The 14,111-nt window shown below is 61.5% G+C and carries 11 protein-coding genes and 4 tRNA genes; 6 read left to right on the top strand and 9 right to left on the bottom strand.

Going from position 1 to position 14,111, the window contains the following annotated elements:
- Window positions 1–20: 20 nt before the first annotated feature.
- Both P3S72_RS10540 and P3S72_RS10535 read right to left on the bottom strand, forming a co-directional pair.
- Entirely contained in the window at window positions 21–1,526 is a 1,506-nt protein-coding gene (locus P3S72_RS10540) for an acetyl-CoA hydrolase/transferase family protein (protein ID WP_276197271.1), read from the bottom strand.
- Between the two features lie 43 nt (window positions 1,527–1,569).
- The gene (locus tag P3S72_RS10535; protein ID WP_276197270.1) at window positions 1,570–3,348 is read right to left on the bottom strand and encodes an acyl-CoA dehydrogenase; all 1,779 of its coding nucleotides are present in this window, start codon (window positions 3,346–3,348) and stop codon (window positions 1,570–1,572) included.
- 259 nt (window positions 3,349–3,607) lie between these two features.
- Here P3S72_RS10535 and P3S72_RS10530 point away from each other — a divergent pair, with 259 nt between their 5' ends.
- On the top strand, window positions 3,608–4,627 hold the full coding sequence (locus P3S72_RS10530) for an AraC family transcriptional regulator (protein ID WP_276197269.1): 1,020 nt from the start codon (window positions 3,608–3,610) through the stop codon (window positions 4,625–4,627).
- Between the two features lies 1 nt (window position 4,628).
- On the opposite strand, the gene P3S72_RS10525 is transcribed toward P3S72_RS10530, so the two are convergent.
- Window positions 4,629–5,675 carry an AraC family transcriptional regulator gene (locus tag P3S72_RS10525; RefSeq protein WP_276197268.1) on the bottom strand — a complete coding sequence of 349 codons (1,047 nt, stop codon included), beginning with the start codon at window positions 5,673–5,675 and terminating at the stop codon, window positions 4,629–4,631.
- 161 nt (window positions 5,676–5,836) lie between these two features.
- Between P3S72_RS10525 and P3S72_RS10520 the strand changes: the two genes are divergently transcribed.
- Entirely contained in the window at window positions 5,837–6,688 is an 852-nt protein-coding gene (locus P3S72_RS10520) for a 3-hydroxybutyryl-CoA dehydrogenase (protein ID WP_276197267.1), read from the top strand.
- Window positions 6,681–7,295, top strand: coding sequence for a TetR/AcrR family transcriptional regulator (locus P3S72_RS10515; protein ID WP_276197266.1), 615 nt, complete (start codon window positions 6,681–6,683; stop codon window positions 7,293–7,295). Before P3S72_RS10520 ends, P3S72_RS10515 begins: the two co-directional genes overlap by 8 nt.
- 6 nt (window positions 7,296–7,301) lie before the next feature.
- Here the strand turns inward: P3S72_RS10515 and P3S72_RS10510 are convergent, their stop codons facing one another.
- Together P3S72_RS10510 and P3S72_RS10505 are read right to left on the bottom strand one after the other, a co-directional pair.
- Window positions 7,302–7,937 (bottom strand): response regulator, encoded by a 636-nt coding sequence (locus P3S72_RS10510; RefSeq protein ID WP_276197265.1) that lies wholly within the window; start codon window positions 7,935–7,937, stop codon window positions 7,302–7,304.
- 16 nt (window positions 7,938–7,953) lie between these two features.
- The gene (locus P3S72_RS10505) at window positions 7,954–9,453 is read right to left on the bottom strand and encodes an ATP-binding protein (protein WP_276197264.1); all 1,500 of its coding nucleotides are present in this window, start codon (window positions 9,451–9,453) and stop codon (window positions 7,954–7,956) included.
- A 261-nt stretch (window positions 9,454–9,714) separates the two neighbouring features.
- On the opposite strand from P3S72_RS10505, the gene P3S72_RS10500 reads away from it, so the two are divergent.
- The gene (locus P3S72_RS10500; RefSeq protein WP_247398764.1) at window positions 9,715–11,337 is read left to right on the top strand and encodes an acyl-CoA synthetase; all 1,623 of its coding nucleotides are present in this window, start codon (window positions 9,715–9,717) and stop codon (window positions 11,335–11,337) included.
- A gap of 294 nt (window positions 11,338–11,631) precedes the next feature.
- Here the strand turns inward: P3S72_RS10500 and P3S72_RS10495 are convergent.
- From P3S72_RS10495 to P3S72_RS10480, 4 genes are all read right to left on the bottom strand, one after another.
- A tRNA-Gly gene (locus P3S72_RS10495) sits at window positions 11,632–11,707 on the bottom strand.
- Between the two features lie 3 nt (window positions 11,708–11,710).
- A tRNA-Glu gene (locus P3S72_RS10490) sits at window positions 11,711–11,786 on the bottom strand.
- Between the two features lie 104 nt (window positions 11,787–11,890).
- Window positions 11,891–11,966, bottom strand: a tRNA-Gly gene (locus P3S72_RS10485).
- A 2-nt stretch (window positions 11,967–11,968) separates the two neighbouring features.
- A tRNA-Glu gene (locus P3S72_RS10480) sits at window positions 11,969–12,044 on the bottom strand.
- 357 nt (window positions 12,045–12,401) lie between these two features.
- On the opposite strand from P3S72_RS10480, the gene P3S72_RS10475 reads away from it, so the two are divergent.
- Window positions 12,402–13,172, top strand: coding sequence for a hypothetical protein (locus P3S72_RS10475; protein ID WP_276197263.1), 771 nt, complete (start codon window positions 12,402–12,404; stop codon window positions 13,170–13,172).
- A gap of 117 nt (window positions 13,173–13,289) precedes the next feature.
- Window positions 13,290–14,102, top strand: a complete 813-nt coding sequence (locus P3S72_RS10470; RefSeq protein WP_276197262.1) for an alpha/beta fold hydrolase — start codon at window positions 13,290–13,292, stop codon at window positions 14,100–14,102.
- The last annotated feature ends 9 nt before the right edge of the window (window positions 14,103–14,111 follow it).

The raw sequence follows: 14,111 nt of genomic DNA, 5'->3' as shown, positions 1-14,111 counted from the left end.
GTTTCAAGTACAAACCCAGCCTAGACGCCGACGGCGGCCGCCTGCATGGAACCGGTTTCCTGCAGATTGATGTGCCAACTCAAGGCCTTGCTCAACACATGCGGCGTATGCCCACCCTTGGCGCACGCGGCCTTGAAGTAGCTGCGCAACGCCTCGCGATAGTCGGGGTGCACACAGTGGTTGATGATCAACTCGGCCCGTTCTTTCGGCGCCAGGCCACGCAGGTCCGCCAGCCCTTGTTCCGTCACCAGGATATCGACGTCATGCTCGGTGTGGTCGACATGGCTGACCATCGGCACCACGCGGGAAATCGCACCGTCCTTGGCGATCGACTTGGTCACGAAAATCGACAGCAGCGCGTTACGGGCGAAGTCTCCCGAGCCACCGATGCCATTCATGATCTGTGTACCGCAAACGTGGGTGGAGTTGACGTTCCCGTACAGGTCGAACTCCAGCGCGGTGTTGATGGCAATCACGCCTAACCGTCGAATCACTTCCGGGTGATTGGAGATTTCCTGTGGCCGTAACACCAGGCGGTCGGCGTATTTCTCCAGGTTGCCGAACACCCGCTGGCCACAGGGGCCGGACAGGGTAATCGAACAGCCGGAGGCGAACTTCAGCTTGCCCGCGTCGAGCAATTCAAAGGTCGAATCCTGCAGCACCTCCGAGTACTGCACCAGGTCGGTGAACGGAGCATCGATCAGCCCGCACATGACGGCGTTGGCAATGGAGCCGACGCCGACTTGCAGCGGCGCCAGGCTTCTGCCCAAGCGTTTGTGTTCCACTTCCTGCTCGAAAAAAGCCACCAGATGATCGGCAATCGCCTGGGTCTCATGATCGGGCGGCAGCATGGGAATCGCAGATTCCGGCGTATTGCACAGCACGATGGCGACGATCTTGGCAGGGTCAATCGCGATGGCCTGGGTGCCGATGCGATCATCCGCGCTGATGACCGGAATCGGCCCCCGGCCAGGGCGCCCGTGGGGCTGATAAATATCGTGCATCCCTTCAAAATAAGGGCTGCTGGCCAGGTTCAGCTCAACGATGACCTGCCGCGCCGCCTGGGCGAAACTGGCCGAATTGCCGACCGACGACGTCGGCACGATATGGCCCTGCTCGGTGATCGCTACCGCTTCAATCACCGCAATATCCGGATTGGGCAGGCTGCCGTCACGCAGTTGTTCGACCACTTCGCTCAGGTGCTGGTCGATAAACACCACGCGGCCTTCGTTGATCGCCTTGCGCAGCACCGGGTCGCCTTGAAACGGCATGCGCCGCGCCAGCAGCCCGGCCTCGGCCATCTGCCCGTCCAGGCCACGCCCGAGGCTCGCGCCGGTGATCAGGTTGATCTTGAGCGGATGCTCCCGGGCCCGCTCAATGAGCGCCAGTGGCACGGCCTTGGCGTCCCCTGCGCCACCGAAACCACTCATGCCCACGGTCATGCCGTCTTGAATGAACGCGGCGGCCTGCGCCGCGCTCATGATTTTTTCGTGCAAGGAATCCAGGCGGATGCGCTGGTGATGCATGGGGTGAACCTCAAAAAAGTTAGGCACAAAAACCAACGCGGTGTCAGAACTGCTCTTCATCCAACGCCATGATGCTCGCGCTCCCAGCGCTGATCGCCGCCAACAACGCGTGTACCCGTGGCAACAATTGCTCTGCGTAGAAGCGTGCGCTGACGCCTTTGGTCTTGAGGAAGGCTGCATCGCCCGTGCCGGCTTGCAGCTGGGCGTGCGCCTGCAGGGCAGAACGCGCCATGAGCCAGCCGCCCGACAGGTAGCCGAAGAGCATCAGGAAGTTGACGCTGACGCTGCCGGCCCAATCCGCATCGTGCTTGGCGTTGTCGAGTAACCGCGACAAGGCCTCGCGCCCGGCGCCAAGCGCGGCGGCCAACGCCACTGCCTGATAGTCGAGGGCGTCGATGTGACGCAGTTGCTCGACGGTTTGATCCATCTCCTCGAGCAGGCTGTTGAGTAACGCGCCTTGGTTCAGCAGGGTCTTGCGCCCCACCAGGTCAAGCGCCTGAATGCCGGTGGTGCCTTCATAGATGGTCAGGATGCGCGCATCGCGATAATGCTGCGCCGCGCCGGTCTCTTCGATGAAGCCCATACCACCGTGGATTTGCACGCCCAGAGAGGTGACTTCCTGGGCCAGTTCGGTCAACCAGCCCTTGACGATCGGGGTGAACACATCGACCCGCCCCTGATGATGGTGCGCAAGCTCCGGCGTGGGCGCATGCGCGGCACGGTCGACTTCAGCGGCGGCCACCAGCGACAACGCGCGCATCGCTTCGATGGACGCTTTCATCTGCAACAGCATCCGGCGCACATCGGGAAAGCGGATGATCGAGAAACGGCTGCCGTCCTTGCGCGTGCCCTGCAGACGCTCTTTGGCGTATTGACGGGCCTGCTGGTAAGCGCGCTCGGCAATCGACAAGCCCTGTAGGCCAACACTCTGACGGGCGTGGTTCATCATGGTGAACATGCAGGTCAGGCCCGTGTGCGGCTCGCCGAGCAGATACCCGACCGCCCCCTCGGGGTCGCCGAAATTCATCACGCAGGTCGGGCTGCCATGAATGCCCAATTTGTGTTCCAGGGAGAGGCACTGCACGCGATTGCGCACGCCCGGCTGGCCTTGGGCATCCAGCAGGAACTTGGGCACCACGAACAGCGAAATGCCTTTGACGCCCGTCGGCGCATCCGGCAGGCGCGCCAGGACCAAATGCACGACGTTGTCGGTCATCTGGTGATCGCCCCAGGTGATGAAAATCTTCTGGCCAGTGATCAGATAGTGGTCGCCCTGGGGCACGGCGCGGCTCTTGATGGCCGCCAGATCGGAGCCGGCATCCGACTCGGTCAGGTTCATCGTCCCGGTCCACTCGCCACTCACCAGTTTTTCCAGGTAGGCGGCTTGCAGTTCGGCCGAGCCGTGATGGGCGATGGCTTCGATGGCGCCCTGGGTCAACATAGGGCACAAGGCGAATGCCATATTGGCTGAGTGCCAGATTTCATTGACGGCCGTGCCGATCACGTTCGGCAGGTTCTGCCCGCCGTGTTGTTCTGCAGCGGTCAACGAGGGCCAGCCGCCTTCCTGGAATTGCCGATACGCCTCGGCAAAACCCGGTGCTTCTTGCACGCCCTGTTCCCCCAAGTGCGTACCTTGGGTATCACCGACCCGGTTGAGCGGCGCCAGCACGCCGGAACCCAAGCGGCCTGCCTCGCTCAAGATGGCGCTGACCAGTTCGCTGTTGACATCCTGAAGCTGGGCGCTCGCGCACAACTGCTCAAATCCGACCAACGCCTCCAGCACAAATTCGGTGTCGCGGTACGGATGGGCATAACCACTCATTGTTATTTTCCTCATTCACTTGTTAAACAGGCCGCTACACCCTTCGCCCACTCCACCAAGCTGAGCAATTAACCAAAACGGCCACTACTCAAAAAACCTGGGACGGTCGCAAGCAGGGACGGAGCCCGCAGCGCATAGCTCTATTCAGCTTCCTCCGATCCAGCCCTGGGTAGCAATTACCAAATCAGTCTAAAAACAGACATAAACGGACAGCCACTTTTGGCTAAACTAGCCTGCCCTGCTGCCGGACTGCTGAACGATGGGCATCGAGCGCTATTCCATTTCCATGTACTTCGCCCACATCCTGATGACGGCCGCACGCCGCCTCGCGCTGGACGAAGACGTCTTGCTCAAGGAAGCCGGCATCAGCCGAAAGCGCCTGGATAACCTGCACCTGCGCATCACCCCCGACCAGTTCAGTCGCTTGATGCAGGCCGTGTGGCGCTTGAGTGATGACGAGTTTTTCGGCGCGGGTTCACAGCGCTGTCCGAAGGGCTGCTTCGCGATAATGGCCAAGCAAGTGATCCACTCGCATAACCTGCATTCGGTGTATTACAAGCTCAGCCATTTCTACAACGTGATGAACGACTCCCTGCACCTGGAGCTGAAAGTCGTCGGTGATGAGGCCCTGTTTTCAATGGCTTTGAGTGACCCGAGCCTGGACGCCGGCTACCTGCTGAGGGGGTTTTTACTGTTGCTCTGGCATCGGTTCCCAAGCTGGCTGATTGGCCAGCGGATCACACTCAAGCGGGTGACGTTCGATCATCCCGAGCCCGCCCATTCAGCGGAATACCGCTTGATGTTTCCGTGCCCCGCGCATTTTGACCAACCCGAGACTTGCCTGGTGTTCGACGCCGGGATTCTCACCGCGCCGCTGGTGCAAACCGCAGAAACCCTGGCCTATCACCTGCAGCGAGCGCCGGTGGACTGGTTCACCCGTCCCGCCTATTACCCGGTTTACACGCGGCGGGTGCTGGACCACCTGGAGAACGTCGACGATCTCGCCAAGGCCACCATCCAGAGCACCGCCAGCGAGCTGCACCTGACGGAAAGAACACTGCGGCGCAAGCTCTTGGCCGAAGGCAGCAAGTTTCAGAAACTCAAGGACGGGGTACGCCGCGACATGGCCATTCATTACTTGAGCCAGACGTCGATGTCGATCAACCAGACGTCGCAACAGCTGGGGTTCTCAGACCCGTCGGCGTTCACCCGGGCCTTCCGCCAATGGACCGGCGAGTTACCCAGGACTTACCGCGACGCAGCGCTCAACCGCAAATGACTCAAGCGCCCAGGCGCGCAGGCCGAGACACTTTACCCTGGACCCGCTCGCGGTAACGCCCAGGGCTTTCGCCGGTCCACTTCTTGAACGCACGATGGAACGCGCTGGGCTCCTGAAAACCGCATTGCGCGGCGATTTCACCGATGCTCGCCCGCGTCTGACAGAGCAGTTCCAGCGCCAGGCTGCGGCGCACTTCGTCCTTGATCTCCTGAAACGAGCAACCTTCACGCTCCAGACGCCGGCGCAAGGTGCTGGGGCTCATGTGCAAGTCCACGGCCAAGTCCTCCAGCGCCGGCCACTGGCTGTAGTGGCTGCCACGCAGGCGTTGATAGACCTGGGTCGCCACGCCGTCCTGGTTGCGAAACCGGATCACCAGCCATTGCGGCGCGCTGCGCAGAAATACCTTGAGCGACGCCAAGTCCTGCACCACGGCCAGACGCAGGTAGCTGCTGGCGAATTCGATTTCGGTGCGGGCCGCACCAAACGTCAGGTTGTAGCCCCACAGCAACTGATCGTCGCTGAGCGGCGCACGCGCGTGGCGAAAGTCGGCGCGATCGATCGGCACGCGGCGTCCACCCAGCCAGCACAGCAGGCTGATCATCAGCACCAGAAAGGTTTCCTCACCGTAACGCCGTGTGTCCTCATCGCCGCCGCCGACTTCCAGGCGGAGTACCGCACGCTTGCCATGCACGCAGAGGCTGCCGCGAAAGTCGCGCAGGAACAGGGCGAAACTGGCCAGGCACTGGGTGAGCGCTTTGCCCAGGTTCGGCTCCTGGATCAGGCCACGGCAGATCAGGGCAAAACTGCCCGGCGGCATGCCATGGGAATCCAGGCGGAAGAACTCATCGTTCAACTCACGAATCTGAATCAACCATAACGCCGCAAACGCGCTGGCCGGCACCCGGGCCTCGGGCTGGGTCAACAGCGCCGGCGCGATGCCCGCTTCGCACAGCACGGCGGCCAGCCGCTGCGGCTGATCGCGCAGCGCATGGATCATGACCTGCACGAAGTAGACGGCAACCGAATCCTTTTCCCGCGTGGGCTTCATTCTGAGTTCCTGTCGCGTACACATGGTAATAAACGCCAATACAACTGACAGGTTTCGGCATAGGCCGCCCCACTGCCGGGCCCTAGACTCTCGCCCAATAGACCGTATTGCAAGGCATGTCTGCCGTGCAACGGCAGCGCACATTTGAAGAGAGACTGACGATGAATCTGCAGAATATCGGCGTGATCGGCGCGGGCACCATGGGTAACGGCATCGCCCAGATCTGCGCCGTGGCCGGCATCAACGTGACCTTGCTGGACATCTCCGCCGGCGCCCTGGAAAAAGCCCTGGCCACCGTGAGCAAGAACCTCGATCGCCAAGTCAGCAAGGGCATCCTCAGCGAACCCCAGAAGCATACGGCCCTGGACAAGATCCGCACCAGCACCGACTACACCAGCCTGGCCAATGCCCAATGGGTCATCGAGGCGGCCACGGAAAACCTCGACCTGAAACGGCGCGTGCTGCAACAGATCGCCGCTCACGTCGATGAGCAGTGCGTGATTGCCTCCAATACGTCTTCGCTGTCCATCACTGAACTGGCGGCGGGCGTTAACGCCCCCGAGCGCTTTATCGGCCTGCATTTTTTCAACCCGGTGCCGGTGATGGGCCTGATCGAAGTGATTCGTGGCCTGCAGACCAGCGATAAGACCCACGCCCAGGCCATTAAGCTGGCACAGCACCTGGGCAAAACCGCGATCACCGCCGGCAACCGCCCAGGTTTTGTGGTCAACCGGATTCTGGTGCCGATGATCAACGAAGCGATCCTGGTGTTCCAGGAAGGCCTGGCCAGCGCCGAAGACATCGACGCCGGCATGTGCCTGGGTTGCAACCAGCCTATCGGCCCGCTGGCCCTGGCCGACCTGATCGGCCTGGACACCTTGCTGGCGATCCTCGAGGCGTTCTATGAGGGCTTCCAGGACAGCAAATACCGCAGCGCGTCGCTGCTCAAGGAAATGGTGGCCGCCGGTTACCTGGGGCGCAAGAGCGGGCGCGGCTTCCACACCTATGGCTGAGTATCGCTCGCGCTTGTGCGAACACCGCAACAAGGCCCTGGAGTTGCTTGCCAGCAAAGGCTTCGGTCAAGTCGGCATGCGCGAGCTGGCCAGCAGCCTGGGGTTGACCCCGGGCTCGCTGTACCACCACTACCCCAGCAAGCAGCATCTGCTGCTGGATTGGATCGAAGAGTTCTACGAAGAACTGCTGACCACCCTGGGGCGCGTCGAGCAACGGCCGCGCTCACGCCAGGACAATCTGCAACGGCTGATTCATGCCCACCTGAATTTGCATCAAGAGATGCCGTGGCATTTCCGCCTGGTGGAGCGCGATTGCGGCTGCCTCACGGAGGACCAGCAACTGCGGGTCCGGCAGTTGCGCGAACAATACGAGCATCGACTGCTGCAAATGCTCGGGCGACCGCGGCGGCTGAGTGTCCATGCCCTGCAAGCGGCCGGCCACGCCATCGCCACGCTGCTGAACAATGCGCCGAGCTGGCTGGCCGGGCAGACGCTGGATGATGCAGAACGCACCGAGTTACTGGAAAACCTGCTGACCGGCGCCATCGAGCGCGTACTGGCAACACGGGCCAGCGAGCGGCCGAGCCTGCAGATTGCCGTGGCCTGAGGCCGATCAGCGCAATTGCAGGGGGTCTACCAGGCCGGCGGCAATCGCCATGCCCACCAGCTCCGGCAAATGGCTGGCCGCCATGCGTTTCATGACCCGCGCGCGATACAGGTCGATGGTCTTGACGCTGACGCCCAACTGCTCGGCAATTTCCCGATTGGTATAACCCTTCACCAGCGGGAGCAATACATCACGCTCGCGTGGCGTGAGTTGCTGCAACCGCGCCTGCACCCGCGCCGGTCCTTCACCGAGGCTCTGGCGATGATCGGCCTTGCTCAGGGCCTGCAGGACACTGTCGAGCAGCAACTGCTCGTTGTAGGGTTTTTCGATAAAGTCATGCGCCCCGGCCTTGAACGCGCGGACCACAATCGGCACATCGGCGTGGCCGCTGACGAAAATCACCGGCAGGTGCAGGTCGCGGCTGCGCATGTGCTCCTGCACATTCAGGCCGCCCATCCCCGGCATGCGCACATCCAGCAGCACGCAGGCGTTGAGGCGGCTGTCGCAGGCGTCGAGAAACTCGCGGCCACTGGTAAACGGCAGCGCCTTGAGGCCCACCGACTCCAGCAACCAGACGGTCGAATCGAGCATCCCCTGGTCGTCATCCACCACATACACCACCTGTTCCGTCACGCTCACCATCGCTTGATTCCTCTTCTTATTGTGGGGCACCGCTCTGGGCGAGTGCGGGCAAGCGGCAGCACATTTGCAGCCCGACCGGCATCGGCTCGGCCTGCAACTCGCCACCGAAGCCTTCGATGATGCTGCGGCTCATGGACAAGCCCAGGCCCAGGCCATTGGCCTTGCTGGTATAGAACGGGGTAAATATCTGCTCCAACTGCGCCGGCGAGACACCGGGGCCCTGATCGCTCACGTCGATTTGCACCCACCCGTCACGTTGTGCCAGCGCACTCATGACGATGAGCGAAGGCTGGCCGGGATGGGCTTCACGATTCGCATCAATGGCATTGCGCAGCAGGTTCAGCAGCACCTGCTCCAGCAGCACCCGGTCGGCGTAAATCAGCGGCAGATTATCCGGCAAGCGATCCTCGATCGTCACCTGACAATCGCTGGCCTCCCAGGCACACAGGCGGACGGCTTCGCGGGCCACCTCGCCGGGGTTCAGCGCCTCCATGCGCCTACGTCCCTTGCGCAGAAACGCACGCAAGCGCTTGATCACTTGCGCGGCGTGATTGGCATGCACCGAGATCCGCTCCAGGCCTTGAGCCACTCGCTCGGCCGCCGGCGAATCGCTGCCCAGGGCAGCCAGATAACGCTGGCTGGCATTGGCGTAGTTAACCACCGCCGCCAGCGGCTGATTCATTTCATGGGCGATACCCGACGCCAGCTCACCCAGGGTCACCAGGCGCGCAGTGTGCGCCAGTTCGTCCTGGTGATGACGCTGCTGGGCCTCGCGCAACTTGCGCTCGGTCAGGGTGGTTTCCTCGGCCTGGACCCTGGCGGTAATGTCGCGGGACACGCTGACCACCTCCACCACCGCGCCGGTGTAGGTCTCGCGGATCGCCCGGCAGGCGGTTTCGAACCACAGGTAATGGCCCTCGCGATGGCGGATGCGATAGGTCATGGTGTAATAACCGTCCTGCTCCAGGCCCTCCCAGGCACGCCGCACCAACCCCGCCAAGCCCTGCCGATGGAACAGGCGTTGTGCCAGGGTCCCGCGCAATTCCTCCGGCCAGTAGCCCAACAACGCCCAGGAAGCCGGCGAGGCATCGAGAAAACCGCCATCCGGGGTGTGCCGGGAAATCAGGTCGGTGGTGTTTTCGATGATCAGCCGATACAGGCGCCGGGCCTTGGTGGATTCGCGCTCGGCGACAATCTGCGCGCTGGCCTCCCGGCAACGCGCCAGCACGCGGTTTTCGCCAGGGTCAGGAATAAACGTCCACACCAGAATGCGCTCGGCGAACTGCGCCTCGACGTTTTCGATCGCCCGCTGCTGCCCCAGGCACGCCTGCACCAGCGGCAAGCAATTGACCGGCAACAGGCTCACACAATCGGCCAGGGACAACTGCTCAAGCAACGCCTGCAGCGCCGCGTTGAGCTCCAGCGGCCGAGCCTGGGCATCCAGCAGCAGACTCGGCTGCGGGTCATGCCCGAGCAGCGGCGAGCCGCTTGGTAAGCGCACGGAATTGCCGATCATCTTGAAACCTATACAGGGAGGACGACGTCGAGGTCAGCGGAAGCGTTTAAGCAAGATATAGTACATATACTATACAACACAGGTAGTACTTCCATATATCCGCACGAACAGTATATAAAAGCCGCCGGAGAAGTCATTGCGCTTTTCCCGCAGGGACCGGCGCGCCAACGATAAAGCCTCAAGGCCGGCACCGTCAGCTTAACTGCCGTTACCAGCGTCTCGAACAATAGAGCTAATAATCAGCCACCGGGTATCCGCACCATGTCCATTTTCGACCAAGGCCTCGAGCCGACCAGCGTTAATCACATTGCTCTTTCGCCTTTAAGCTTCATTGAGCGCACTGCCAGCGTCTATCCCGATTACCCTGCCGTGATCCACGGATCGATACGCGCCACCTGGGCGCAAACCTACAGCCGTTGCCGGCGTCTGGCCTCGGCCCTGGCCGGTCGCGGGATCGGCAAAAACGACACCGTGGCCGTCATGCTGCCCAACATCCCGGCCATGCTCGAAGTGCATTTTGGCGTGCCGATGATTGGCGCAGTACTCAATGCGCTCAACGTGCGCCTGGATGCCGAGGCCATCGCCTTCATGCTCGCGCACGGCGAAGCCAAGGTATTGATCGCCGACCGTGAGTTCCACGATGTGGTGCATGCAGCCATCGGCATGCTTGACCATCCGCCCCTGGTCATCGACGTCGATGACCCGGAATACGGCGAAGGCCAGCCCGTCAGCGACCTGGACTACGAGGCGTTTCTCGCCGAGGGCGATCCGGACTTCGCCTGGCAGTGGCCTGAAGATGAATGGCAGGCCATCTCGCTGAACTACACCTCAGGCACGACCGGCAACCCCAAGGGCGTGGTCTACCACCACCGCGGCGCCTACCTGAATTCCCTGGGCAACCAAATGATCTGGGCGATCGGCAACCACCCCGTGTACCTGTGGACGCTGCCGATGTTCCACTGCAACGGCTGGTGCTACCCGTGGATCATCACGGCCCTGGCCGGGGTCCATGTGTTTCTGCGCCGCGTCGACCCACAGAAAATCCTCAACCTGATCCGCGAGCACCAGGTCACTCACTTGTGCGGTGCGCCGATTGTGCTCAACGCCCTGGTGAACATGCCCGACTCGGCCAAGGCCACCATCGACCACCCGGTGAACGCCATGGTCGCCGGCGCGGCGCCACCCGCCAAGGTCATCGGTGCCGTGGAAGAAATGGGCATCAAGGTGATCCACGTCTACGGCCTGACCGAAGTGTATGGCCCTGTGACCCTGTGCGCCTGGCACTCGGAATGGGATGCACTGCCCCTGGACGAACGTGCGCAGATCAAGGCTCGCCAGGGCGTGCGCTACCCGACCCTGGAAGGCGTGATGGTCGCCGACCCGAAAACCCTCGAACCCACCCCCCATGATGGCCACACCATCGGCGAGATTTTCATGCGGGGCAATACGGTGATGAAGGGCTACCTGAAGAACCCGACGGCGACGGCTGAAGCGTTCGAAGGCGGCTGGTTCCACACCGGCGACCTGGCGGTGACCCATCCCGACGGCTATGTCGAAATCCGCGACCGGCTCAAGGACATCATCATCTCCGGCGGCGAGAACATCTCCACCATCGAACTTGAAGGTGTGCTGTACCGGCACCCGGCAATCCTGGAAGCCGCCGTCGTCGCCCGCCCCGACGAAAAATGGGGTGAAACGCCGTGCGCCTTTGTCACCCTCAAGGCCGACCACCAGAACATCCGCGAAGCCGACATCATCGGCTTCTGCCGCGAACACCTGGCAGGCTTCAAGGTGCCGCGCACGGTGGTTTTCACTCAGCTACCGAAGACTTCGACCGGTAAGATCCAGAAGTTTTTGCTGCGTGACATGGCGAAAAAGCTCTAGGGCTCTTTCACCAAGCCCGAACGCTGCGCGTACACGGTCGTGTCTGATTGAACGACATGGACGCTAGTTGATAGGGTTGTGCAGCCAGCCTCAAACCGATGCCCTCCTTTATGGAGGGCATTGTTTTTTGGGGTGGCTTCGTGGAGGCGCGCCGGATAGCCCGAGAAGATCAAGCAAGCATCAGGCGCACTGGCTCGCACCGGGACGCAATGTTTATCGCAGAAACGAAAAAAGACGCCGAAGCGTCTTTTTTTCGCTGACCCCCAGGCCCAATGGACACTGCGAATCAAAAATTGGAGCGGGAAACGAGACTCGAACTCGCGACCCCGACCTTGGCAAGGTCGTGCTCTACCAACTGAGCTATTCCCGCAAATGGCGTCCCCTAGGGGACTCGAACCCCTGTTACCGCCGTGAAAGGGCGGTGTCCTAGGCCACTAGACGAAGGGGACACGCTACTGAAACACATGGTGTGTATTTCAGTGCCCAGGGGCCTTGTCCGAAGACTTGGTCCTGGTTTCACTCAATGCCGCCCGAGGGCAACACTGCTTAAAAATGGAGCGGGAAACGAGACTCGAACTCGCGACCCCGACCTTGGCAAGGTCGTGCTCTACCAACTGAGCTATTCCCGCATTGGCGTCCCCTAGGGGACTCGAACCCCTGTTACCGCCGTGAAAGGGCGGTGTCCTAGGCCACTAGACGAAGGGGACACACGTACAACATTCACTCCCTACCGCGTTTCGCTGTGTGCTTTACGCTGTAAGTGGCGCGCATTCTATGGATGGATTGAAAGGTCGTCAACCCCCAAGGATAAATTTATTTAAATCAATGACTTCGCCCCCGTTTTCCGGCCCTTGCGGGCATTCTGCATGTCCGCGCCTTGACGCCTATATTCTGGCGCCCGACAAGACGCTATAGTTCATCCAGCAACTGATGGCATTGTGCATCTACGCAGGGAATGCTTACGTATATAGAAGAAACTACCTGGGCAACTGGTCGAACAGTCCTATCCGACAGATGTCTCAGTCACTACACTTAACAGCAAACCCTATAAAGAGGTCACACCGGTGACACCACTCATGATCACCCTGCTGGTAATAGCCGGGATCGTAATACTGATCGCCATTGGCTACATGAACCACGCGGTGGAAAACAACAAACTGGAAAAGCAACGCACCGTGATCGAGCTTAATGACCGGCTGCGTCGCTGTGGTGAGATCACCGAGACCTTCCCTGGCCAGTTGATGACGCCTGCGCTCAAGCTGCTGTTGACCCGCCTGGAGCTCAACGTCAACCAACGCTTGTTGCACCTCAACAAGACCAGCGCACCGCTCAAGGCGCGGATCGCCGAACTGAATGCGCTGGTGGCCCAAGGCGAATCGATCCCGATCAACAACCCGCCCGGCCCGATCCAGACCGAAGCCAAGGCCAAGGACGTGCGGTTCCTGCTCGAAGCCCTGCACGGCCAAGTCACCCGCGCCGCCCAGGACGGTTTCCTACCGACCAATGAAGCCAAGCACTGGATCAGGGAAATTCGCCACATCCTGGTACTGCTGCACATCGAGTTCTTCAACAACCTCGGCCAGCATGCCCTGCAACAGAACCAGCCTGGCCAGGCGCGCCTGGCCTTCGAGCGCGGCGTGCAGTACTTGCGCAAGCAGCCCGAGCCCGCGCTCTACAGAGAGCAACTGCAACTGCTGGAGAGTCAATTGGTGCGCGCCAACTCTACGGTGCTGACCAACAGCAAGCCTGCGGAAGACGAAGTCAACGAACTGACCGAAGGCCTGAAAGTCGCCGAAACCGACGCCGAGTGGAAGAAAAAAGTCATCTACGACTGACCCTCCCTCCCCATGTGGCGAGCCCTCCCTCGCCACATGCCATCATTTAGTACCTATCCGCTGGCCGTCGACTCGCGTACAAAAGTGTCCCTCACTTCGTGAAGTTGGAGGCCTGTTATGCCTGTCGCCGTGATTGATGGACAACCGTTGCACTATGTTGACCAGGGCTGCGGCCCGGTCGTCCTGCTGGGTTCGAGTTACCTGTGGGACCGAGACATGTGGGCACCGCAGATCGAAGCGCTGTCGCACCAGTATCGTGTGATCGTCCCCGAGCTCTGGGGCCATGGCGAGTCCGGGCCGCTGCCGACACACACGCGATCCCTGGACGACCTGGCGCGCCAGGCCCTGGCACTGCTCGACCAGTTGCACATTACCCGGGTCAACCTGGTGGGCTTGTCGGTCGGCGGCATGTGGGGCGCGCGCCTGGCCCTGCGGGCACCCGAGCGGGTCAACAGCCTGGTGCTGATGGACACCTACCTCGGCGCCGAGCCCGAGGCCACGCGCCAGCACTACTTCTCGCTGTTCAAGATGATTGAAGACGCCGGCGCTATCCCGGAGCCGCTGCTGGATGTGGTCGCACGGATCTTTTTCCGTCCGGGCATCGACCGCGAATCGGCGCTGTACCAAAATTTCCGCAAGGTCTTGCAGGACTACCCCGCGGCGCGCCTGCTAGACAGCATCGTGCCCCTGGGCCGGCTGATCTTCAGCCGTGAAGATGTATTGGAGCAGTTGTCACGCCTGGACGCCGACACCACCCTGGTGCTGTGCGGCGAACAGGACACACCGCGCCCGCCCGCCGAGTCCGAGCAGATGGCCAGCCTGATCGGCTGCAGCCTGAGCCTGATTCCCGACGCCGGGCATATCTCCAGTCGCGAGAACCCGGACTTCGTCAATGAAGCGCTGCTGACCTTCCTCGCCAACCATGCCTGATCGCCCGCC

The organism is Pseudomonas sp. D3 (assembly GCF_029320995.1).
In the GTDB taxonomy this organism is placed as follows: domain Bacteria; phylum Pseudomonadota; class Gammaproteobacteria; order Pseudomonadales; family Pseudomonadaceae; genus Aquipseudomonas; species Aquipseudomonas paraveronii.
The sequence above is the reverse complement of the archived record's forward strand: the minus strand, read 5'-3'. Positions and strand labels throughout refer to the sequence as shown.